The organism is Kitasatospora aureofaciens, from assembly GCF_019192735.1.
In the GTDB taxonomy this organism is placed as follows: Bacteria; Actinomycetota; Actinomycetes; order Streptomycetales; family Streptomycetaceae; genus Kitasatospora; species Kitasatospora aureofaciens_A.
Genome location: NZ_JAHTKP010000002.1, coordinates 245375 through 267782 on the forward strand (window position 1 = coordinate 245375; position 22408 = coordinate 267782).

Consider the following 22408-nt stretch of genomic DNA (forward strand, 5'->3'; position numbering starts at 1 on the left):
CCCATTGGTGGTTCACGAACCGGGAGACACCACAGTGAGAGGGGAGCACCGGATGGACGGCACGGCGATCATCGAGCAGCTGCTGACCAGCGAGGGCCGGGCGGATCCGTACCCGCTGTACGCGCGGGCGCACGAGCTGGGCACCGCGGCGTCCGCCGGGCCGGACACGCTCCTGGCCCTCGGCCACGGCACCGCCGACAAGGTGCTGCGCACCGCCGGCTTCGGCGTCGCGACGGCCGAGATGCAGTCCGGGCCGGCCCCGGAGTTCGTCGAGCACTCCTCGCTGGCGTTGTTCGGCGGCTCGATTCTGGAGCGCAACGCGCCCGACCACGCCCGGGTCCGCTCGCTGATCGCCTCGGTGTTCACCGCCCGCCGGGTCGCCGCGCTGCGGCCGGCCGTCGAGGCGGCCGTCGCCACGCTGCTCGACGAGATGGCGGAGGCCGGGTCCGACGGCTCGGCGGTCGACTTCATGGACGCCTTCGCCTTCCGGCTGCCGGTCGGCGTGATCTGCGAACTCCTCGGCGTGCCCGAGCAGGATCGCTACCGCTTCCGCGCCCTCGCCGGGGACCTCACCGTCGCCCTGGAGTTCGTCCAGGACCTGGCCGAACTCGGCGCCGCCGACGCGGCCGCCGACGAACTGTCCGGCTACTTCACCGAGCTCGCCGCCCGGCGCCTCGCTCACCCGCAGGACGACCTGGTCACCGACCTCGCCCGGATCGCCGCCGACGACCCGGAGCGCCTCTCCGGCCGGGAGCTGCTGGCCAACCTCGTGCTGCTGCTGGTGGCCGGCTTCGAGACCACCACCAACCTGCTCGGCAACGGCCTCGCCCTGCTCTTCCGCCACCCCGACGTGACGGCCGCCCTGCGCACCGGCACGCTCGACCCGGCCGGCTTCACCGAGGAGGTGCTGCGCTACGACTCGCCGGTCCAGCTGACCACCCGGATCGCGCTCACCGAGGGCGTCGCCGTCGACGACCTGCCCGCGCCGCCCGGCAGCATGGTGCTCGTCCTGCTCGGCGCGGCCAACCACGACCCGGCCCGCTACCACCGCCCCGAGGTGTTCGACCCGAACCGCACCGGCAGCCAGCCGCTCAGCTTCGGCGCCGGCCAGCACTACTGCCTGGGCTCCCAGCTGGCCCGCCTGGAGGCCGAGGTCGCCGTGCCGGCCCTGCTGGGCCGCTTCCCCCGGCTCGCCCCGGCCGGCGTGCCGATCCGCCGTGACCGTCTGGTCCTGCGCGGCTACGAGACGCTGCCGGTCGTGGTCCGCTAGCTCACCCCCAGGGCCGGTCACCCTCCGCCGGTTCGCCCCAGGGCCGGTCACCCTCCGCCGGTTCGCCCCAGGGCCGGTCACCCTCCGCCGGTTCGCCCCAGGGCCGGTCACCCTCCGTCGGCTCGCCCCAGGGCCGGTCACCCTCCGCGGATCGGCCCTGACCAGCCGCATCCGGGACGTTCGGCCGTTCGTGGTAGCGCCTGTCGGTAGTGGAGCATGGAGGGACGAACCGGTCATTCCGGCCGGTGCGCCAGGAGGTTCCCGCCGTGCCCGCAGCGACCCGCCCGCCGTTTCCGGCGGCCGTGGAACCCAGGGTGCCGCGGTGGGTGCCCTGGCTTCCGGTCGTGCTGCTGGTGCTCGACCTGGCCGCCGAGGCGGTCGTCCCGGACGCGGTCGCCGCCGGGTTCCTGCTCACCGCGCTGCCCGTGGTCGCCGCGTTCAGCTACGGCCCGGCCCTGACCGCCGGCACCACCGTCGGCTCCCTCGCCCTCCAGCTCGCCCTGGCCCTGCGCGCCGGCCACATCAACGAGCAGCACCACGTCTGGGTGTACATCGCCACCCTGCTCTCCGGGATCATGGGCACCGCCCTGTCCTGGCAGCGGACCCGGCAGAACCGCAACCTCCTGCACGCCCGCACGGTCGCCGAGACCCTCCAGCGCACGGTGCTGCGCCCGGTCCCGGACCGGGCGGGCGGCCTGCGGGTGGCCGGCCTGTACCGCCCGGCCCAGGCCGAGGTGCTGGTCGGCGGCGACCTGTACGAGGTGTGCGACACCCGCTTCGGCGTCCGGGTGCTGCTCGGCGACGTCCGCGGCAAGGGCCTCGGCGCGGTCCGGACGGTCGCGGACGTGCTCGGCGCCTTCCGGGCGACCGCGCACGACACCCCGGGCCTGGTCGAGATCGCCGACCAGCTGGACCGCGCGGTGCTGCGGGACGCCGCCGACCGCGGCGACGACGAGCTGTTCGTCACCGCCGTCCTGCTCCAGTACCGGCCGGGCTCCGACTGCGTGGAGATCGTCAACCGCGGCCACACCACCCCGCTGCTGCTCGCCGACCGCGCCATCACCTCGGTGGCCTGCCCGGACGAGCTCCCGCTCGGCCTCGGCCACCTCGGCCCCGCCGACGAGCGCAGCAAGCCCACCGCCGTCGCCCTGCCCCCGGGCCACACCCTCCTGCTCTACACCGACGGCGTGAGCGAGGCCCGCGACGCCACCGGCGCCTTCTACCCGCTGGCCCCCCGCCTCGCCGCCCTCGGCACGACGTCCCCCGACCGCGTGGTCACCTTCCTCGCCCAGGACGTCCACGAGTACGCCGGCCTCCTCGCCGACGACCTCGCCATCCTCGCCCTCACCCCCGAGGAGCCGTAGCGCCGTCCCGCTCCGGCAGGCCGCCCCACTCCAGCAGGTCGGCGAACAGCACCGCCACGACCGCCCCGAAACTGACCATCGAGTACGGCCCCGGAATCGGCCCGTCCGCCTCCACGTCCACCGACACGTACACCGTCGGCGTCACGCCACCCTGCCGTCTGCTCCCCATACCGCCGATCCAACACCTCGAAGCCCCCGCCCCGGCAAGCGATTTACCGGGACGGGGGCTTCGGCGAAGCGGGCTGCGGCCTACAGGTCGTAGTACAGCTCGAACTCGTGCGGGTGGGGGCGGAGGGCGATCGGGGCGATCTCGTTGGTGCGCTTGAAGTCGATCCAGGTCTCGATCAGGTCCGGGGTGAAGACGTTGCCCGCGAGGAGGTACTCGTGGTCGGCCTCCAGGGCCTCCAGGACGGCCGGGAGGGAGGAGGGCACCTGCGGGACGTTGGCGTGCTCCTCGGGGGCCAGCTCGTAGAGGTCCTTGTCGACCGGCTCCAGCGGCTCGATCTTGTTGCGGATGCCGTCGAGGCCGGCCATCAGCATCGCCGAGAAGGCCAGGTAGGGGTTGGAGGACGGGTCCGGCGCGCGGAACTCGATGCGCTTGGCCTTGGCGTTGGAGCCGGTGATCGGGATGCGGATCGCGGCCGAGCGGTTGCGCTGCGAGTAGACCAGGTTGACCGGCGCCTCGAAGCCCGGCACCAGGCGGTGGTAGGAGTTCACCGACGGGTTGGTGAAGGCGAGCAGCGAGGGGGCGTGCCGGAGCAGGCCGCCGATGTAGTAGCGGGCGGTGTCGGAGAGGCCGGCGTAACCCTGCTCGTCGTAGAAGAGCGGCGAGCCCTCGCTCCACAGCGACTGGTGGACGTGCATGCCCGAGCCGTTGTCGCCGAAGATCGGCTTCGGCATGAAGGTCGCCGTCTTGCCGTTCCGCCAGGCGACGTTCTTGATGATGTACTTGAACAGCATCAGGTCGTCGGCGGCGTGCAGCAGGGTGTTGAACTTGTAGTTGATCTCCGCCTGGCCGGCCGTGCCGACCTCGTGGTGCTGGCGCTCCACCTCCAGGCCGGACTTGGCCAGCTCCAGCGACATCTCGGCGCGCAGGTCGGCGAAGTGGTCCACCGGCGGGATCGGGAAGTAGCCGCCCTTGTACTTGACCTTGTAGCCGCGCACGTCGCCCTCGGCGGCACCGGTGTTCCAGGCGCCGGCCTCGGAGTCGATGTGGTAGAAGGACGCGTTGGCGCTGGTCTCGAACCGCACCGAGTCGAAGACGTAGAACTCGGCCTCGGGCCCGAAGAACGCGGTGTCGGCGATGCCGGAGGACGCGAGGTAGGCCTCGGCCTTCTTGGCGACGTTGCGCGGGTCGCGGCTGTAGGCCTCGCCGGTGACCGGGTCCTGGATGAAGAAGTTGATGTTGAGGTGCTTCTCGGTCCGGAAAGGATCGAGCCGCGCCGTGGCGAGGTCCGCGACGAGAGCCATGTCGGACTCGTGGATGGCCTGGAAGCCGCGGATCGACGAGCCGTCGAACATCAGGGTCTCGGACGGGTCGAAGGTCGCCGCAGGGACGGAGAAGTGCTGCATGACGCCCGGCAGGTCGCAGAACCGGACATCGACGAACTTGACGTCGTTGTCCTGGATGAACTGCTTCACTTCGGCGGCGTTGTTGAACATACATCCTCCTCGGCGTGCGAATGCGGCTCACCCTAGGAACGGTCCGTTTCCGACCGGTGACCCGCTCGTTTCCTAGATGTTAACCACGGCCACCGAACGGGTGGCAAAGATGTACGGTCCGGGGCAAAACACCCCGCCCACCAGCTCGGCGCTCGCGAAGTGGTCTGGACCACTGGGGAGGGCCCGGGAATCGGGATTCACCCGGTCGTGGACGACGGGGGGAGCCGGTGGCGGCGCGGACGTGCCGCCCGGTTAGTGTGGATTCGTGGACACCAGAGAAGCGTTGGGATCGTGGATCGACGGCCCGAAGGCGGCCGCCGAGAAGATGGGCACCGACTTCGGCTACCGCGGTGAGCGCCTCGGACTGCCCCAGGAGGGCCCCGGCTCGATCGCCGGCCCCGGCCGCCGGATCGGCGCCCTGTTCGTGGACGGCTGGCTGGTCTCCCTGGTCGCCTACGGGCTGATCGCCAAGGGCACCCCGGCCTCGGCCAACCTGTGGACGACGCCGCTGTTCTTCGGCGTCACCGCGCTGCTGCTCGCCACCACCGGCACGACGGTCGGCAAGCGGCTGTTCGGACTCCGGGTGGTCCGGCTGGACGGCACCCGCGCGACCATCCCGCAGGTGATGTTGCGCACCCTGCTGCTCTGCCTGCTGGTGCCGCCGCTGGTCTGGGACCGCGACACCCGCGGCCTGCACGACAAGGCGGTCGGCACCGTCGAGGTCCGGATGTAGCGCACCGCAGCATGTAGTGCACCGAAACGCCGAACGGCCCCGCCGCAGAAGTTCCGCGGCGGGGCCGTTCCGTATCGACAGGGGGATTAGCGGGCCTGGCCACCCTTGGGCATCCGGGCACCCTTGGGCATCGGGCCCTTGGGAATCGGCGCCTTGGAGAGCAGGTCGCCCAGCGCGCGCAGACGGTCGTTGGTCTCGGTGACCTGGGCCGGGGTGATGGCGCGGGGCAGGCGCATCAGGTGGATCTGCAGCTTCTTCAGCGGGATCTCGCCCTCGCCGTTGCCCACCACGATGTCGTGCACCGGCACGTCGCCGACCACACGGGCCATCTTCTTCTTCTCGGAGGCCAGCAGCTGGCGCACCCGGTTCGGGTTGCCCTCGCCGATCAGCGCGATGCCGGCCCGGCCCACGGCGCGGTAGACCGCGTCCTGGTTACGGGTGACCGCCACCGGGGTGGAGCTCGCGCTCCAGCCGCGCTTGATGTTGTTCAGCACCGCCGCGACGGCGCCCGGCTGCCCCTCCATCTGCCCGAACGCGGCGCGCTCGGCCCGGCGCCCGAAGACGATCGCCATGGCCAGGAAGGCCACGATGAAGCCCAGGATGCCCAGATAGACGGGGTGGTCGATTGCGAAGCCGATGGCGAGGAACACGCCGAAGGTCAGCAGGCCGACGCCGGCGATGATCAGGCCGATCTTGGTGTCGACCTTCTTGGTCATGGTGTACGCCAGACGGATCTGCTTCAGCCGCCCGGGGTTTTCGGATGTTTCCCTCGCCATAACGCTCATGGTACGTGGCACGGGTACGGGATATCCAAGCCCGGGTACCCGTTCGCCCCGAACCGTAACCCGTGTGCCTGCGCACTGTTGCGCACAGCGACCGGCGCTCCGGGTGCTGGTGCTCCGGGCGCTGGTGCTCTTGGGGCCGGCGCTCTCAGGGCCGCGCGGACTTCCCCGTCACCGTCCCGGCCGCCAGGGCGTCGTGCCGACGGTCCGCCGCGTACCTGCGGTTCTCGCAGACCGCCGCCCAGGCGTTGCGCCGGGCGTGCCGCTGGCCGCCGGCCATCAGAACGCTCTCGGCGAACCGCAGGGCAACCCCCACCGACCGGATCCGCATACGGAACAGCTCCTCTCGTGGCTGAGAAGAATCGAACGATCGCAACGAGTCCATCGTCACCACTCCGTGTTACCAGTCCGTGACCGGCCAGTCAAAGCATGGTGAAACCAAAGGGCGGAGCCGAGGCTCCGCCCTTTCGCGTGGCTGAAAAGCGCCGCTGAGCGCCGAGGAGTGCCCAGAACGTGCGCCGAGAAGCGCTTGGAACGTGCGCCGAGAACGTCAGACCGAGGCCTGCTCGCGCCGCTCCAGCGCCTGCCGGTACAGCCGCCCGGCCCGGTACGACGAACGCACCAGCGGGCCCGACATGACCCCGGCGAAGCCCAGCTCCTCGGCCTCCTGCTGGAGCTCGACGAACTCGTGCGGCTTCACCCAGCGCTCGACCGGGTGGTGGCGCAGCGACGGCCGCAGGTACTGGGTGATGGTGATCAGCTCGCAGCCCGCGCCGACCAGGTCGGCCAGCGCCTGGCTGACCTCCTCACGGGTCTCGCCCATGCCCAGGATCAGGTTGGACTTGGTCACCAGCCCGGCCGCGCGGGCCTGGGTGATGACGTCCAGCGAGCGCTCGTAGCGGAACGCCGGGCGGATCCGCTTGAAGATCCGCGGCACCGTCTCGACGTTGTGCGCGAGCACCTCGGGGCGGGAGGAGAAGACCTCGGCCAGCTGTTCGGGCACCGCGTTGAAGTCGGGGATCAGCAGCTCGACGCCGGTGCGGCCGCCCGTCCGGCCGGCCGTCATCTCGTGCACCTGGCGCACCGTCTCGGCGTACAGCCACGCGCCACCGTCCGGCAGGTCGTCGCGGGCGACGCCGGTGATGGTGGCGTAGTTCAGGTCCATGGTGACGATGGACTCGGCGACCCGGCGCGGCTCGTCCCGGTCGAACTCGGCGGGCTTGCCGGTGTCGATCTGGCAGAAATCGCAGCGGCGGGTGCACTGGTCACCGCCGATGAGGAAGGTCGCCTCGCGGTCCTCCCAGCACTCGAAGATGTTGGGGCAGCCGGCCTCCTGGCAGACGGTGTGCAGCCCCTCCTTCTTCACCAGCGACTGGAGGGCGTTGTACTCCGGGCCCATCTTCGCGCGGGTCTTGATCCACTCGGGCTTCCGCTCGATGGGGGTCTCGCTGTTGCGGACCTCCAGGCGGAGCAGCTTCCTGCCGTCGGGTGCGACAGCGGACACGTGCGACTCCTAGAACTAGACGGGGTACCCCCAGGGTACGCCTGTGGTTGTACGGCCTTCGCCGGGCCTGCCGCCCTGCAATCGCAGGGCAACAGAGCTACCGGCAAGTAGATTCCCCGGAGTGGGACTGCAACGGCACGGGATTCAGCGGCTGAGCGCCGGCTCGGGCAGCTCGGCGAGCACGTCCGCCAGATGCCGCTCGACCACCGGCAGCGCCTCGCCGACGGAGAGGCCGCGGTTCAGCTCGTTGGAGAGCGAGGTGACCCCCGCGTCCCGGATGCCGCACGGCACGATCTTGTCGAAGAAGGTCATGTCCTGGGCGCAGTTGAGCGAGAAGCCGTGCATGGTCACCCCGCGGGCGACCCGCACGCCGATCGCGGCGAGCTTGCGGTCGTCACCGCGCTGCCCGGCATTGGACGGCGCGTACTCGGGGCCGGCCAGCCGCGGGTCGATCCCCAGCGGCAGGCCCATCCGCAGGGTGAGCTTGCCGATGTCCACCACCTGGGTCGGATCCACCACCGCGTCCGGGATGGTCTCGCCCAGGACCCAGACCCCGCTGCGGCCCTCGACCCGGGTGGTTCCCACACCGAACTCGGCGCTCGCCCGGATCAGCGCCTCCTCAAGGCGGCGGACGTACGCGATGACGTCGATCGGGTCGGGCAGTTTGACGATCGGGTAGCCGACCAGCTGACCGGGGCCGTGCCACGTGATCTCCCCGCCCCGGTTGACCTCGACCACCGGTGTGCCGTCCAGCGGCAGGTCGGCGGGGTTGGTGCGCTTGCCCATCGTGTACACGGACTGGTGCTCCAGCAGCAGTACGGTGTCGGGGATCTCGTCCGCGACCCGCAGCGCGTGCAGCCGCTGCTGCTCCTCCCAGGCCTCCTGGTAGGGCACGGTGCGCTCACCTATGCCCATTTGAACGAAACGCACGTTCTCGCTCACCGCTGCCGCTCCTTGCCAGGCGTTCGAGACCAACCTCGCCACTGTACGCCCCGGCCGCGGCGTGCCGTTCAGCCGTCCGGACTCAGCAGCTCAGGCGCCCGCACGCGACGGCTCAGGCACCCGTACGCGACCGCTCACCCACCCGACAGCAACTGCAACCGCAACGCCAGCTGCAACTCCAGCGACCGCTCCGGCTGGTTCCAGTCCCGCCCGAGCAGCACCTCGACCCGGTCCAGCCGCTGGACGACGGTGTTCACGTGGACGTGCAGCTCGTCCTTGGCCCGGGTCAGGCTGCCGCCGCAGTCGAAGTACGCGCGCAGGGTGCGGACCAGCTCGGTGCCGCGCCGGGCGTCGTAGTCCAGCAGCGGTCCGAGCGTCGCGCCGACGAAGCCGTCCACGTCGTGCCCGTCGCCGAGCAGCACCCCGAGGAAGCCGAGCGCCTGCGCCGAGGCGCCCTCCCCGGCGCGGCCGAGAACCCGTAGTGCCCGCAGGCAGCGCAGGCCCTCGGCGTACGAGGCGGCGATGGCGGACGGATCGGCGGCCGGGCGGCCGGTGCCGACGGTCACCGGGAACCCGGCGAGCCTGGCCAGGCGTTCGGCAGCCCGGCGGGCGGCCTCCTCGGGATCACCGGCCTCCGGCACCAGCAGGACCACGGCCTCGCCGTGCTCGGCGCTGATGCCCCGGGTGCCGAACAGGTACCGCCCGGCCGCCCCGGCCAGCCGGGTGCGGTCGGTGGCGGCCGGGCCGGGGGCGCCGGCCGGTTCGGCGACCAGCACGAGGTGCGGGCGGCCGAGGTCGACACCGAGCCGGCGCCCCCGCGCGGTGAGCCCGGCCGGGTCGCGGTCGGGGGTGGTCAGCAGGTCGGTGAGCAGCTCGCCGCGGACCCGGTTCTCGGTCTCGGCCACCGAGCGACGCAGCAGCAGGAGCAGCGCGGTCACCACGCCGGCGCGCTCGAACAGCCGCCGGTCGGCGTCGTCCAGCTCGGGCCGGCCGCGCAGCACCATCGCGCCGAGCGCGTCCTGCCCGGCCAGCACCGCACAGACCCAGAGGTCCCGGTGCCGGACGGACCGGCCCTCGGCCCGGGAGGCGGCGACCGCCTCGGCCAGCTCGGCGGCGGGCGCGGACCGTCCGGCCAGCGGCTCGCCCTCGGCGTCCAGGACCGCTATCTCACCGCCCAGAAGGGTCGCAACGGCGGCGGCGACGTCCGGCACCTCGGCGCCGCGCAGGACGAGGTCGGTGAGCCGGTCGTGGGCGCGCTCGGCGCGCTGGACGGCGGCGGAGTGGGCCCGGACCAGCTCGTTGGCGGTGTTGAGCTCGGCGAGCGCGGCCCGGGTGTCGGCCAGCGACTTGGCGGTGTCCAGGGCGATCGCGGCGTGCGCGGCCAGAGTGCAGAGCAGCGCGACCTCGTCGGGGGAGAAGGCGCGCGGCGAGCGGTCGGCGGCGAACAGCACGCCGATGACCTGCCCGCCGAGCAGCAGCGGCACCCCGATGATCGCCACCAGGCCCTCGTCGAGCACGCCCGCGTCGATGGTGCCGGTGTGGTGGAAGCGGTCGTCGGTGCGGTAGTCGGGGGTCGCGTACGGGCGGGCGGCCTGCGCGACCAGGCCGCCGAGGCCGTCGCCGAGGCTGAGCCGCAGGGTCTGGAAGAGGACGGAGACCGAGCCGTCGGTGACCCGCATGTAGGTGTCGCCGGCGGCCTCGTCCGGCAGGGTCAGGTAGGCGGTGTCGGTGCCGAGGAGCATCCGGGCCCGGCGGACGATCGCCTGGAGCACGGTGTCCAGGTCCCGGGAGGCGGCGAGGTCTCCGGCGGTGTCGAACAGGGCCGTCAACTCGGCTTCTCGGCGGCGGTGTTGACGCAACGTGCGGTGCACCCGCAGGGCCTGCCACGTCGCGTCGTCGATCTCGGCGAGCACCGCGGCCGGCGCCCCCTGACGGCGGGCGTCGGCCAGGACGTCGGCGAAGTCCTCGGTGGCGGCGCCGGAGGCGAGAAGGTCGAGCAACCGCCGGAGCGCGGGCGCGGCGCTGGAGTGCGGGTCGTTCATGGTGCGTGCCGCCAATCGGCGTCGGGTCCGAGAGAGCGCGATGGTAGCGGCTCGCCCGTCAGGTGGTGGCGGGCTTTCCGACCGCGTCGACGGCCTCCGTCCCGACCTCCCCTTCCACCTCTCCCTCCATCTGCGCGAGGTCCTGCCCCTTGGTCTCCCGCGCACACAGCACCGCAAGCACCGTGATCACGGCCGCGATCGCGACGTACACCGAGATCGGCGTGGCGCTGCCGTAGTCCTTGAGCAGCGCGGTCGCGATCAGCGGAGCCGGTGCGCCCGCAGCCACCGAGGAGAACTGGGCACCGATCGAGGCGCCCGAGTACCGCATCCGGGTGGCGAACATCTCGGAGAAGAAGGCCGCTTGGGGCGCGTACATCGCACTGTGGAAGACCAGCCCGACGGTCACCGCGACGACCAGCGACCCGAACGACTTCGTATCCACCATCCCGAAGAAGACGAACGCCCAGACCCCGACCCCGGCCGCGCCCACCAGGTACACCGGCTTGCGCCCGACCCGGTCCGACAGTGCCCCGAACGCGGGGATCAGCGCGAACTGGATTGCGGAGGCGATCAAGACCGCGTTCAGCGCCGTCTGCTTCGAGAAGTGCACATGCGTGACGGCGTACGTCAGCACGAAGGTGGTCATCACGTAGTACGAGATGTTCTCCGCCATGCGCGCGCCCATGGCCACCAGCACCTCCCGCCAGTGATGCCGCAGCACGCCCACCAGCGGCGGCTGTTCATTCACCTTCCTCGCCGTCTGTGCCGCCAAAGCCCGTTGGAACAACGGCGATTCGTCCACCGCGAGCCGGATCCACATCCCGACCCCCACCAGCGCCGCCGACAGCAGGAACGGCACCCGCCACCCCCACGACAGGAACGCGTCGTCCGACTGCACCGCCGTCATCAACGACAGCACCCCCGCCGCCAACAGATTCCCCGCCGGCGCCCCACCCTGCGGCCACGAAGCCCAGAACCCCCGCCGCCGCCGATCCCCGTGCTCCGACACCAGCAGCACAGCCCCGCCCCACTCCCCACCGAGCGCGAACCCCTGCACCAACCGCAACACGGTCAGCAACACCGGCGCCGCGACCCCTGCGGTGTTGTACGTCGGCAACACCCCGATCAGAGTGGTCGACCCACCCATCAACAGCAGGCTCACCACGAGCAGCTTCTTCCGCCCGACCCGATCCCCGAAGTGCCCGAAGACCAGAGCCCCAAGCGGCCGCGCCGCAAACCCGATCGCGTAGGTGAGGAACGACAACAACGTCCCCGTCAGCGGATCACTGTTCGGAAAGAACACCTTCCCGAACACCAATGCCGCAGACGTTCCGTAGACGAAGTAGTCGTACCATTCTATGGTCGTTCCGATAAGGCTCGCTGCCACAACTCGTGGCAGCGAGCCTTTCGTGCTTCTGGGTGCGGCGGAGGAGTCCATGGTCACCACTTCCGGATGGGGGACGGTGTCGCCACAAGGTAGGAACTCCCAGGCCGGGGGCCTATGTTGGCGAACCACATACTCGGATGCATCGGTGTGGATGTGAAGACCATGCACCCCGTGGGGCGAGCCGTCGAGCCGGTTGGTTGACCTGGCTCGGTGCGGGCCTTCGCAAGACCGGTGCTGACTTGGTGCTGACCTGGACGCACCTCCGACCATCCCTCATCACCCCTCCCGTGCTGACTCGGTGCTGGTTCGAGTCCCGGGCTGCCACGACTGTGAGTGACTGTGAAACGGAGTGAGGTCGCCCAGTGGCGCGAGGACGCGAAGACCAGCCTCGCCGTGAACGAGACCTTGCCCCGCGACCGTGCGGTGGTCCTCCAGGGCGAGCCGACCAGGCTGGAGGCCGAGCAGGGCGTTGATCAGGCCGGCTGATCTCTCGACGCAAAGAATCGCCCCTTCCAGGAGTCCGGGAAGAGGGCAATTCTTGGTTTCAGGCAGTCCGAATTGCTACAGGACTTCACCGCACCTGTAATTTCAACTGCGTTTCTCGCTATGCCAGTTGGCTGCTAGCGTTCGCCTCATCCGCCCCGGCAGCTACAGTGAGGTGACCTCCATGACTCAGGCAACGTCTCGCCTGAAGAATCCCTCGGCTCCGCGATGTTCGATTCGAGAAGTGTGATCTCACGGGAGCCCGGTTCGCCAACGTCGTCGTTCAGCCTGGTGTCAGCTTCGACAACTGCACGCTGATCGACGTTGGAGGCGCCGCACACCTCAAGGGCGCCACTGTGCGAGGCCCGGGGGCCATGGAGCTGGCCCTGAGCCTCGCCAGGGAGGCCGGCATCGTGTTCGAGGCCTATGCGGCGACGGGCAGCTCGTAGTGCGCGAACTCCGGGCTCGAGATCGACCGGGTGACGAGGTCGAAGCCGTAGGAGATGCGGTGCTGCTCGTCCTCGGGCTGCCAGCGGCGGCGCCACAGCCGGGTCTCGCCGCCGGACTCGGGGGCCAGGAACCACGTGTTGAACGCGAGTTGGGCGATGCGGTGCTGGTCGAAGAGGCCGGGGACCTCCCGCACGGCCTCGTCGTAGTGGATGCGCGCGCCGCTGTTGATCTCCCGCAGCGTGCCGCCGAACAACGGACGCCCGTTCACGGTGGCGGGCTGGATGGCCTCACCTCATGCGCAACCGAGCAGGCGCAGGGCGGCGGCGACGGGGTCCGGACGCAGTCCGGCGCGGGTCCAGGCGGCACGGGTGGCGTCGGCGGCGGGCCAGTACCGTTCGTGGTCGAGGCCGCCGTCGGGGGTGCGGTAGTCGTTCAGGGCGGGACCGAACCTGACGATCGAGTCGGTGACCCGAGCGGGGTCGTAGGCCGCGGTGGGCAGCCGGGTGAGGCGCCCGGCCCTGGCTCGGCGAGCAGCTGCTCGCCCGCCTCACCGAACCCGTCCTGGCGGCCGGCGAGCGCGCCGGGATGACACCCGCCAACTCCACCGCCGCCTACCGCAGGCTCCACCTGTTCACCCTCGGCTGCGCCGCCTTCGTGGACCACGCCAACACCGCAGCCACCCGGCAGAGGACCCGCGAGGGGCTGGCGGCGCTGCCGCCCGAGCGGTTCCCGTTCCTGGCCGGGCATACGGACTCCGTTCTCGACGTGGTCACCGACCACGACGTCTTCCACAGCGGACTGCGGCAGCTGATCGACATGGTCGCCCTCGACCTCATCCCGCTGCGGTGACGAGGGGCCGGGAGACCGCGACGCTCTCGGCGCGGTCTCCCGGCTACCGGGTGTCCCGCCCGCGTGCCGGTGTGCCTAGGACCGTTGTCACGGGCGGGAGTCATGGGTGGATCACCTCAGCACGCCCACGGTGCTGGCAGTAACCGACCACCGCAATCACGGCGACGGTACCCGCCAACAGCAAACCAACGGCGCTGGTCCTCACGTGTCGCTCTTCTCCCAACTCTGAATGAATTGAGTGGATGATTCATTCACACTGCTAGCGCGCGCCGACGGCTGGACGGAGGCCCCGAAGAGCCGGCGGCGCGCTACCCGGCCCCCACAGCCGGGGGCCTTGAGCCCGCCTGGTCGTCCGCGGTGGCCACGGATCGGCGGTCTCGTTGGCTCAGCCGGCGAGGCTACCAGCGGCCCAACCGCCCGCCACTGACGAGAGAGACGAGCCCCCACGTGCCATCCGCACCCGTGATCTGCAGCGATGTCCCCGGGTCCTTCGCCTGGGGCGTATTCCACGAGCGCCACCCGAAACTCGTCCAGCAGGTTCTCGACGCAATGCCGTACGGCCCCGCCGAGCGAGCAGCGGTGAAGCGCCTTCTGGCGGAAAGCACCACCGGAGTCCTCGAACCGCCGGCGGAGAGCGCCCATGACCACGCTCAGTGGCTGGAGTGGGGAGAGGGACTGTGGGGTCGGCCTTGGGGTGAGGTGCCGTTCCTGTGGGCGGAGAGCTACTTCTACCGCCGACTGCTCGACGCCATCGGCTACTTCGGGCCTGATGTTTGGCAGGGGATCGACCCGTTCGCTCCGTTCAAGAACGCCGAGCTTGCCGGGACGGCGGTGGACGACGAGCTGGCCGCTCTGGGCAAGCTCGACGACCTGCCGGACACTCGGCGGGCGGAGGCGCTGCTGTCGTCCGCCCTGTGGGGCAACCGCGCGGACCTCAGCTTCCAGATCACCGCGGAGGCCGGCGGGCAGACCACATCCGATCTGGTCGCTGACGAGAGCGCACTTCTCTGGGCAGAGCTGGAGCGCACCAGGGGCGGACGGGTCTGCGTCGTCGCGGACAACGCCGGCCGGGAACTGCTGCCGGACCTGGTGCTGATCGACCACCTCCTGAACAGCGGCCTGGCGGCTCAGGCCGTCCTGTACGTGAAGCCGCAGCCGTACTACGTGTCGGACGCGACGATGGCCGACGTCCTCGCCTCGGTCGAACGCCTGCGCACCGCGCCCTCGGAGACCGCGGCGGCGGTGGGCAGGCGGCTGTGGCACGCGATGAACGGCGGCGCGCTCGTGGTCCGAACGCACCCGTTCTTCTGCGCGCCACTGCCATTCCACGACATGCCCGCCGACCTCTGGACCGAGTTCACCGGTGCGGCGATGACGATTCTCAAGGGCGACCTCAACTACCGCCGCCTGGTCGGCGACCAACTCTGGCCGCCGACGGCCCCCTTCACCGAGACGACCAGCCACTTTCCGTCGTCTGTCACGGCCCTGCGGACGCTGAAATCGGACGTGATCGTCGGTGTCGACGCCGCCACCGTCACCCGGCTCGACAGCTCGGGGACTCCTTGGCGGACCAACGGCCGCCACGCCGTCGTCCAGGTCGATCTCCGCCGATAGCCGCAACACGTACGTGGGTGGTCTCGCTCTGCCGTCGTCGGCCGGAGGGGTCACCTGGCGGCAAATTTGCGTCAGGCTGACGAATACTGGCGACCGCGCCGGGCAGCCAAGCGCCGACGGCGTCACACCCGAAGAGGTGTGACGCCGTTGAGAGTCAACCGAGAGGGGCACGGCCAGACCAGAGAGGTCAGTCGCGGTCGATCCACGCTCAGCAGTAAATGCGACAAACGCCGTTGCTGTAAAAGGGAGTTGCCCCGGCGCGTGGCGTGGTACGTTCCGTAATCCAACAGAAAACAGGCGACCCCGGCGGTGCTACCAACACCCCGGGGCCAGGCACCAGGAGCAGGAACTCCCGATGCGCGTCCATCGTACAGAACACGTACGTCACTTCACCGTGCTGCCCAACGCCGTCCTGCAGTACCGGCGACTGAGCTACACCGCCCGCGGCCTCCTCGCGGATCTCCTCTCCCGCCCCGACGGTTGGCGCGAGGACGGTCGGCACATGGCCGACACCAGCCCCCAGGGCCGAGGAGCAATCCGCAAGGCCCTCAAGGAACTCACCGACGCCGGCTTCTACCGGGTCGAGACGATCCGCATGCCCGACGGCACTCTCCGCAGCGAGGCCCACGTCTACGACACTCCGCGGCTGAGGCCACCGGCTGCCACCCGTCCGGCGTCCGGTGAACCGGCTACCGGGCGTGCAGGCTTCCCTGTTGTAAAGAACCGGAACCAAGAAACCTCCCTCCCCGCGAATCCGGCCGATGAAAGCGATACGGGGGAATGTGGGGAAGTCCCCGAGAGCTCGGAACGGTTGCCTGTCGTGCCGGATGAACAGGTGCGAGAAGCGGTGGCCACGCTGTTCCGAGTGATCCGGCCCGAGCCCCGCCTGCGTCTGGGGCAAACCGAAGCAGAGAAGCTGGCGCCCTTGGTCGTCCAGTGGTTGGAGCGTGGCAGTACCCCGGCTGACCTGGCCCAAGCCCTGCTGTCGGGTCTGCCTGCCCCTGTGCACTCACCGGCGGCCGTGCTCCGCTACCGGCTGGAACACAAGATGCCGCCCTCCCGCGCCCAAGAGTGCCCTTCTACAGCTCGATACGCCGAGTGTGCGGAGTGCCGCGACCCCGTGCCTCGACCGGGTATCTGCGGTGCTTGCGCGGGCCTTGGGAAGCGATCTGCGGCAGTCGGGTGTGGAGCTTCCGTGGCGGCCAGAGGTGCCACGCGCGCTCGCACCGCTCTGTGGACAGCCCGAGCGGCCACCCCACGGAATGGAACGGAACTCTGTGCCCAACGTGTCGATCACAGATGACGAGCCGAACTCGTCCGAGGGCAGGGAGCGGTGGCGACAGGTTCGGACCTTCCTGAACGATCACTTGGATCAGCGGCCCCGGGCAGGATGGTTGATTCTGTCGCGATGGCCCCTCAGTGCGCCGTCCACCCCCCGTCGACCGGGAGGCTCGCCCCCGTGATGTAGGAGGCGTGCGGGGTGCAGAGCCAGAGGGCCAGTTGAGCCACCTCCGTCGGTTCGATGAGGCGTTTGATGGCCGTGCGGTCGAGCATGATGTGGTCCACCACCTCGTCCTCGCGGATGCCGTGGGCCAGGGCCTGGGCGGCGATCTGGTTCTCCACCAAGGGAGTTCGGACGTACCCGGGGTTGATGCAGTTGCTGGTGACACCATGGGGCGCGGCCTCCAGGGCAACGGTCTTGCTCAGGCCCTCCAGGGCGTGCTTGGCGGTCACGTAGGCGGACTTGAAGGCGCTGGCGCGCAGGCCATGGACGGAGGAGATGTTGATGATCCGGCCCCACTCCTGCTCGTACATGTGCGGGAGGGTGCGGCGCAGGATGCGGAACGGGGCCTCGACCATGACGCGTTGGATCATGGTGAAGCGGTCGGGCGGGAACTCGTGCACGGGGGCGACGTGTTGGAGGCCGGCGTTGTTGACCACGATGTCGGCGTCGGCCGGCAGCGCCTCGACGGCCTCCGGGTCGGCGAGGTCCGTGACGACGGCGAGTCCGCCGATCCGCTCCGCGAGCTCCCGGGCCGGGCCGGCCGCGAGGTCGACGACGTAGACCCGGGCGCCGGCCTCGGCGAAGGTCTCGGCGCAGGCCCGGCCGATGCCCGAGGCGGCCCCGGTGACCAGGGCCGTGCGGCCGTCGAGCGGGCGGGCTGAAGAGGTGTCCATGGGCGAGAACGGTAGGAATCCGGCGGCTCGGCTCCCATGTGGCGGGCCGCTACAGCATCCTGGTGGACTGTGGTGGTCACCGCTATGACGATCGCTCGACGGTTCGACCCCGGAAGGCCAAACCCATCCTGTCCCGGCTTCCCCACAATGGGCGCGGTTGCTTCACCCGTTCGGAGGATTGCTCGGTCAGATCCACCCATAGCGCCCGAATGCTCGCTACATTCACGCCGATTCCCGACAGGGGGCGCCGCCACAGGCAGCCGAAGTGCTGGTAGAGCCCGGTGCGGCGTCCGAGAGGTGTTGACTGACTATGCCCCAACGGCCTGCAACCGACAGCCCGGCGTACGGACCGCTCGACCCGCTCGACCAGCACCGAGGTCCGATCGGCCGGGCCCTTCCGGACGCCCCTGACGCCCTGACCGCCCACGCCCCGGCCGCCGACGAGCTGCGGCTGCCCGAGCAGGCCACCCCCGACCGGCGTCCGTCCGCCGTTCCCGCGCCCACCGCAACAGGCTCCGGCCATTCCGGTCCGGCCCCGCAGAACGGCCAACTGGCCGCGCTGATCGAGGAGGCCGGCTTCTCGCACGCCGGCCTGGCCCGCCGGGTCGACCAACTCGGCCTGGAGCACGGCCTCGACCTGCGCTACGACAAGACCTCGGTCACCCGCTGGCTGCGCGGCCAGCAGCCGCGCGGCGCCACCCCGGCGCTGATCGCCGAGGTGTTCACCCGCCGCCTCGGCCGCCGCCTCACCGCCCAGGACCTCGGCCTGGACGCCTGCGCCCCGGTCTACGCGGGCCTGGAGTTCGCCGAGACCCCGCAGGAGGCGGTGGACATCGTGGCGAGCATGTGGCGCAAGGACAACGGTCCGCAGTCCGAGCTGCGCCGGATCGCCTTCACCCCGGCCGGCCTGGTCGTCCCCAGCCGGGACTGGCTGATCGGCCGCACCGACGAGCGGGTCGCCCGGGACGGCTCCACCCTGGCCCGCCCGGACGCCGCCACCGGCCCGCCGGCCGGACCACCCACGAACGCGCCCGGCACGACCCCCGTGAGCCCGTCCCCCATGGGCCCGGCGCGCCTCCAGGCCCCGGGCGCGCCCGGGGCACGTACGACGGCGGGCACCGGACCGGCCACGGCACCAGGTTCGGCAGCCGCCCTCGGCCGCGTCCCCACCCAGAGCCGCCGCCCGCCCGCCGCCGTCGAGCCGCCGTACGCCGACCCGACCCGCGAGCAGCGCCCAGCCCTGCGCGTCGGCCGCGGCGACATCGCCGCCATCCGCGCCGTCGGCGACCTCTTCCGCGCGCTCGACCACGCCTACGGCGGCGGCCACGCCCGCCAGGCCCTGGTCCGCTACCTGGAGAGCGAGGCCGAGCCGATGCTGCGCGGCCGGTACGGCGAGCAGATCGGCCGCGCCCTGTTCGGCGCGGTCGCCGACCTGACCAGGCTGGCCGGCTGGACGTCCTTCGACATCGCCGCCCACGGCCTCGCCCAGCGCTACTTCGTCCAGGCGCTGCGCCTCTCCCAGGCGGCCGGCGACCGCGCCCTCGGCGGGTACGTGCTGGTGACGATGAGCCAGCAGGCCGTGCACCTCGGCCACGGCCGGGAGGCGGTCCAGCTGGCCCGGGTCGCCCAGCAGGGCGTGGGCACCGCCGTGCCGCCCGTCGTCCAGGCGCTGCTGCACGCCGCCGAGGCGCGCGGGCACGGCCTGCTGGGCGACGTCCGCGCCTGCACCACCGCCCTGGTGCGGTCCGAACGGTCCCTGGCCGCGGCCCGCGCGGGCGACGAACTGCCCTCCTGGGCACGGTACTTCGACGAGGCCCAGCTGTCCGACGAGTTCGCCCACTGCTACCGCGACCTCCAGCAGTGGCGCACCTCCGCCCAGCACGCCGAGAAGTCGCTGCGGCTGCGCTCGCCCGCCTACGCCCGCAGCCGGATCTTCTGCCGCCTGGTGCTGGCCACCGCCCGGCTCGGCATGGGGGACCTCGACGAGGCCTGCACCATGGCCACCGACGCGCTGCGGGCGGCGGCGGAGATGCGCTCGGCCCGCTCGCTGGAGTACGTCCGGGACTTCCACCGCCGCCTGACCCCCTACCGGGGCAGCCCGGTGGCCCGCGCCTTCGAGGAAACGGCCCGCCAGGCGGGGGTGATCTGAGCATCGCGCCGGACGGGGGCGATCTGAACACCGCGCCGGACGGCGGCGGTCTGAACACCCCGCCAGGCAGCGGCGATCCGACCACCCGTCCAGACACCAGAAGCGGGCCGCGCGCTCACCAGCTCTCGGCCCGCACCCGCGGCTGCCAGCGTCACCGGCTGGACGGCGGCGCTCACCGCGCAACCGGCCGAACAAGGTCAACCATCCGAGGCCGCGCGGGGTAAACCATCCGGATAGCGGTCATGTCGGCATCCTGGCGCGGTGTCGGTCCGTCGCTCCGGCAGACCGGCCGCGTGTTCCAGGGAGCCGCGGCCCGCACTCAGGTAGCCACGGCGCCCGGCCTCAGGGAGCCACAGCGCCCGGCCTCAGGCCGCCACAGCCCGGCCTCAGGCCGCCACAGCCCGGCCTCAGGCCGCCTCCTCAGCCTCCCGGACGCCGGTCGGCAGGCCCAGGTCGCGCAGCACCGCCTGCGCCGCCCGCCGCCCGGAGACCAGCGCGCCCTGGACGGTACTGGTGTCCCGGTGGTCGCCGGCCACGTACAGCCCGGCCAGCATCCGCACCGGGCGCCGCGGGTTGTGCGGCGGCGGCATGGCGGGCAGCGCGTCCGGGACGTGCCGGACGCTCAGGAACTGCCAGCCCCGGGTCGGCGTCCCGTACAGCTCGGCGAGCCGGGCCCGGACGGCGGGTTCCAACCCGGCCGGGCCGCTCGCGTCGAAGACGCGCCGCCCGAGCACGGTGGTCACGATCAGCGCCTGCCCGGCCGGGGCGTACGAGGCGTGCAGCTCGCTGAGCACCAGCGAGTGCGAGACCAGCGGCGGGTGGCCGCCGGGCCGGTCGGCGTCCAGCAGCAGGACGGCCTCGCCCAGCGGGGCGCGGTCGGCCGCGTGGAAGAAGGTGGTGACGGGGTGGAAGTCCGGCAGTCGCAGCCCCGGCAGGAGTTCGACGGCGGAGCGGGCGTCGGTGGCGACGATGACGGCCTGTGCGCCGATCCGGCCGTGCTCGGCCGTCTCCACGCCGTCGGCCGCGATCGCGGTGACCCGCACCCCGGTGCGCACGGCGCCGGCGGGCAGCGCGGCGGCCAGCTGGGCCGGCACGGTCGCGATGCCGCCGGCGGGCAGACAGAGCCGGCCGCGGGCATAGCTGCGCAGCACCAGTTCGGCGATCCGGCTGCTGGTGCCGAGGGCCGGATCGCTGAGCAGGGCGCTGAGCAGCGGCCGCAGGAAGCCGTCGACGGTGCGCGGCGCGAGCCCGTGGCCGGTGAGCGCGCGGGCGGTGGTGGTCTCCGGGCGGGCCTGGAGCCGGGTGGCCGGGGTGGCGGCGAGCCGGCCGAGCCAGCTGCCGAGCCGGGCCTTGTCCAGCGGACTGCCGAGCGGCGCCCGGGTGGCGGCCTGCCGGGCGGCGGTCAGCTGCGGGTCCCCGGCGCGGTAGCGGCGGCCGGCGCTGTGCACGAGTACGCCGGGCGCGAGCGGGCGCAGGTCCAGGCGGTCGAGGTCGAGCGCGCGGCGTAGTTCGGGGAAGGCGGTGTTGAGCAGATGGCTGCCGTCGTCGAGCCGGAATCCATCCAGCTCGCGGGTGGCCATGCGGCCGCCGATCCGGTCGGTGCTCTCCAGGAGCTGAACGGTGAGGCCCTGGCCGGTGAGCGCGCGGGCGGCGGCGAGGCCCGCGAGTCCGGCGCCCACCACGACGACGTCCGGGTCGGACGGTCGGCGGGCGCGGCGAGTGAAGTCGTACGTGGGCACTGGCGTGCTCCCTCCCTGGTCCCGGGGCTCCGGCCGACGCAGGCAGCGGGGTGCCGGGACACGGTCCGACGATGTGATGCCCAGTCAGTGTGAGCATCAGACAAGCGCATCGGACCGGATCCGGTGCCCGGAAGGGGTCGGGCGGGGGCGCGGTCACGGACTGTGCGCCGCGGCGGCCGGGTTCGGGGGTCGGCGGGCGCGTACGGTCACCGGGGGCGTGCAACGCGCCCACCGTGTGCTCCCGTGCGCCCCCTCCCGGAGCCCCTCCCGGGGCCCGTCCGACCCCCGCCCGGCATATGCCCCTGGCCAGGGCGAATGCCGTAGCCGGGCTACGCCCCAAAGCCTTCAGAGCGCCGCACGCACCGCCGCGTCCACATCCGGGTGCGCGAAGCGGAACCCGGCGTCCAACAGCCGCCGCGGCACCACCCGGTGGCTGCCGACGACCTCGACCGCCAGCTCGCCCAGCACCACCTTCAGCACCGCCTCGGGGACGGGGAACGGCGTCGGCCGCCCGAGCACCCGCCCGAGGGCCGCGGTCAGTTCGGCGTTGGTCACCGGCTCCGGCGCCGTGAGGTTGAACGCGCCGGTGAGGTCCTCCCGGTCGATCAGGAAGCGCAGCGCGGCGACCTCGTCGGCCAGCGAGATGTAACTCCAGTACTGCTGCCCGTCGCCGAGCCGCCCGCCCAGGCCGAGCCGGAAGAGCGGGAACAGGCGCCCGCCGGCCCCGCCGGAGGCGGACAGCACCAGCCCGGTGCGCGGGTGGACCACCCGGATCCCGGCCCGCTCGGCCGGCCGGGCGGCGGCCTCCCACTCCACGCAGACCTCGGCGAGGAAGTCGCCGCCGAGGGGGGAGTCCTCGTCGATCACGCGGTCGCCGGTCTGCCCGTACACGCCGACGGCGGAGGCGCTGACGAGAACCCGGGGCGGCTCCTTGAGTTCGGCCAGCGCGACCGCCAGGGTCTCGGTGCCGAGCACCCGGCTCTCCCGGATCTCCCGCTTGTAGGCGTCCGTCCAGCGGTGGTCGCCGACCCCGGCGCCGGCCAGGTGCACCACCGCGTCGACGCCGGCCAGCCCGTCCCGGTCCACCTGGCCGAGCAGCGGGTTCCAGCCGATCGCCGTGCTGCCGTCGGGCTGCGGGCCCGTCCTGGAGCGGTGCCGGACCAGCCGGACCACCTCGTGGCCGTCCGCCAGCAGGGAGCGGACGAGCGCCGAACCGATCAATCCCGTGGAGCCTGTGACAGCGATGCGCATGCGCCTATC

At 71.8% G+C, this 22408-nt stretch carries 19 protein-coding genes; 7 read left to right on the forward strand and 12 right to left on the reverse strand.

Annotated features, from left to right (window positions below; translation table 11 throughout):
* Nucleotides 1-52 precede the first annotated feature (52 nt).
* Both KV557_RS03170 and KV557_RS03175 read left to right on the forward strand, forming a co-directional pair.
* Nucleotides 53-1270 (forward strand): cytochrome P450, encoded by a 1218-nt coding sequence (locus KV557_RS03170; protein ID WP_218198043.1) that lies wholly within the window; start codon nt 53-55, stop codon nt 1268-1270.
* A 326-nt stretch (nt 1271-1596) separates the two neighbouring features.
* Nucleotides 1597-2634 (forward strand): PP2C family protein-serine/threonine phosphatase, encoded by a 1038-nt coding sequence (locus KV557_RS03175; protein WP_218198044.1) that lies wholly within the window; start codon nt 1597-1599, stop codon nt 2632-2634.
* On the opposite strand, the gene KV557_RS42165 is transcribed toward KV557_RS03175, so the two are convergent.
* The gene (locus KV557_RS42165) at nt 2615-2803 is read right to left on the reverse strand and encodes a hypothetical protein (RefSeq protein WP_256176843.1); all 189 of its coding nucleotides are present in this window, start codon (nt 2801-2803) and stop codon (nt 2615-2617) included. The genes KV557_RS03175 and KV557_RS42165 overlap by 20 nt on opposite strands.
* A gap of 80 nt (nt 2804-2883) precedes the next feature.
* On the reverse strand, nt 2884-4296 hold the full coding sequence (gene glnA, locus KV557_RS03185) for a type I glutamate--ammonia ligase (protein WP_218198045.1): 1413 nt from the start codon (nt 4294-4296) through the stop codon (nt 2884-2886).
* Between the two features lie 265 nt (nt 4297-4561).
* Between glnA and KV557_RS03190 the strand changes: the two genes are divergently transcribed.
* A complete protein-coding gene (locus KV557_RS03190; RefSeq protein ID WP_218198046.1) occupies nt 4562-5029 on the forward strand; it encodes an RDD family protein in 468 nt (155 codons plus the stop codon).
* Between the two features lie 86 nt (nt 5030-5115).
* Here KV557_RS03190 and KV557_RS03195 read toward each other — a convergent pair whose 3' ends face one another.
* From KV557_RS03195 to KV557_RS03220, 6 genes are all read right to left on the reverse strand, one after another.
* Nucleotides 5116-5814 carry a DUF4191 domain-containing protein gene (locus tag KV557_RS03195; RefSeq protein ID WP_374106586.1) on the reverse strand — a complete coding sequence of 233 codons (699 nt, stop codon included), beginning with the start codon at nt 5812-5814 and terminating at the stop codon, nt 5116-5118.
* A 145-nt stretch (nt 5815-5959) separates the two neighbouring features.
* Nucleotides 5960-6142, reverse strand: coding sequence for a hypothetical protein (locus KV557_RS03200; protein WP_218198048.1), 183 nt, complete (start codon nt 6140-6142; stop codon nt 5960-5962).
* A 219-nt stretch (nt 6143-6361) separates the two neighbouring features.
* Complete coding sequence (gene lipA / locus KV557_RS03205; protein WP_218198049.1) at nt 6362-7315, reverse strand: lipoyl synthase; 954 nt, start codon at nt 7313-7315, stop codon at nt 6362-6364.
* A gap of 144 nt (nt 7316-7459) precedes the next feature.
* Nucleotides 7460-8230 carry a lipoyl(octanoyl) transferase LipB gene (lipB, locus tag KV557_RS03210; protein ID WP_374106587.1) on the reverse strand — a complete coding sequence of 257 codons (771 nt, stop codon included), beginning with the start codon at nt 8228-8230 and terminating at the stop codon, nt 7460-7462.
* 161 nt (nt 8231-8391) lie between these two features.
* Complete coding sequence (locus KV557_RS03215; RefSeq protein ID WP_218198051.1) at nt 8392-10299, reverse strand: helix-turn-helix domain-containing protein; 1908 nt, start codon at nt 10297-10299, stop codon at nt 8392-8394.
* A 58-nt stretch (nt 10300-10357) separates the two neighbouring features.
* Nucleotides 10358-11737, reverse strand: a complete 1380-nt coding sequence (locus KV557_RS03220) for an MFS transporter (protein WP_218198052.1) — start codon at nt 11735-11737, stop codon at nt 10358-10360.
* 288 nt (nt 11738-12025) lie between these two features.
* Between KV557_RS03220 and KV557_RS03225 the strand changes: the two genes are divergently transcribed.
* Nucleotides 12026-12172, forward strand: coding sequence for a hypothetical protein (locus KV557_RS03225; RefSeq protein ID WP_218198053.1), 147 nt, complete (start codon nt 12026-12028; stop codon nt 12170-12172).
* Between the two features lie 421 nt (nt 12173-12593).
* Here the strand turns inward: KV557_RS03225 and KV557_RS03230 are convergent, their stop codons facing one another.
* The gene (locus tag KV557_RS03230) at nt 12594-12887 is read right to left on the reverse strand and encodes a hypothetical protein (RefSeq protein WP_218198054.1); all 294 of its coding nucleotides are present in this window, start codon (nt 12885-12887) and stop codon (nt 12594-12596) included.
* Between the two features lie 317 nt (nt 12888-13204).
* Here KV557_RS03230 and KV557_RS03235 point away from each other — a divergent pair, with 317 nt between their 5' ends.
* Together KV557_RS03235 and KV557_RS03240 are read left to right on the forward strand one after the other, a co-directional pair.
* Nucleotides 13205-13468, forward strand: a complete 264-nt coding sequence (locus tag KV557_RS03235; RefSeq protein ID WP_218198055.1) for a hypothetical protein — start codon at nt 13205-13207, stop codon at nt 13466-13468.
* Between the two features lie 462 nt (nt 13469-13930).
* The gene (locus tag KV557_RS03240) at nt 13931-15082 is read left to right on the forward strand and encodes a damage-control phosphatase ARMT1 family protein (RefSeq protein WP_308129744.1); all 1152 of its coding nucleotides are present in this window, start codon (nt 13931-13933) and stop codon (nt 15080-15082) included.
* 1416 nt (nt 15083-16498) lie between these two features.
* Here the strand turns inward: KV557_RS03240 and KV557_RS03245 are convergent.
* The gene (locus tag KV557_RS03245; RefSeq protein ID WP_218198056.1) at nt 16499-17260 is read right to left on the reverse strand and encodes a 3-hydroxybutyrate dehydrogenase; all 762 of its coding nucleotides are present in this window, start codon (nt 17258-17260) and stop codon (nt 16499-16501) included.
* A gap of 310 nt (nt 17261-17570) precedes the next feature.
* On the opposite strand from KV557_RS03245, the gene KV557_RS03250 reads away from it, so the two are divergent.
* On the forward strand, nt 17571-19409 hold the full coding sequence (locus KV557_RS03250; protein ID WP_256176845.1) for a regulator: 1839 nt from the start codon (nt 17571-17573) through the stop codon (nt 19407-19409).
* A 407-nt stretch (nt 19410-19816) separates the two neighbouring features.
* Here KV557_RS03250 and KV557_RS03255 read toward each other — a convergent pair whose 3' ends face one another.
* Nucleotides 19817-21148, reverse strand: coding sequence for an NAD(P)/FAD-dependent oxidoreductase (locus tag KV557_RS03255; RefSeq protein ID WP_218198057.1), 1332 nt, complete (start codon nt 21146-21148; stop codon nt 19817-19819).
* A gap of 345 nt (nt 21149-21493) precedes the next feature.
* Entirely contained in the window at nt 21494-22399 is a 906-nt protein-coding gene (locus KV557_RS03260) for a TIGR01777 family oxidoreductase (RefSeq protein WP_218198058.1), read from the reverse strand.
* Between the last annotated feature and the right edge of the window lie 9 nt (nt 22400-22408).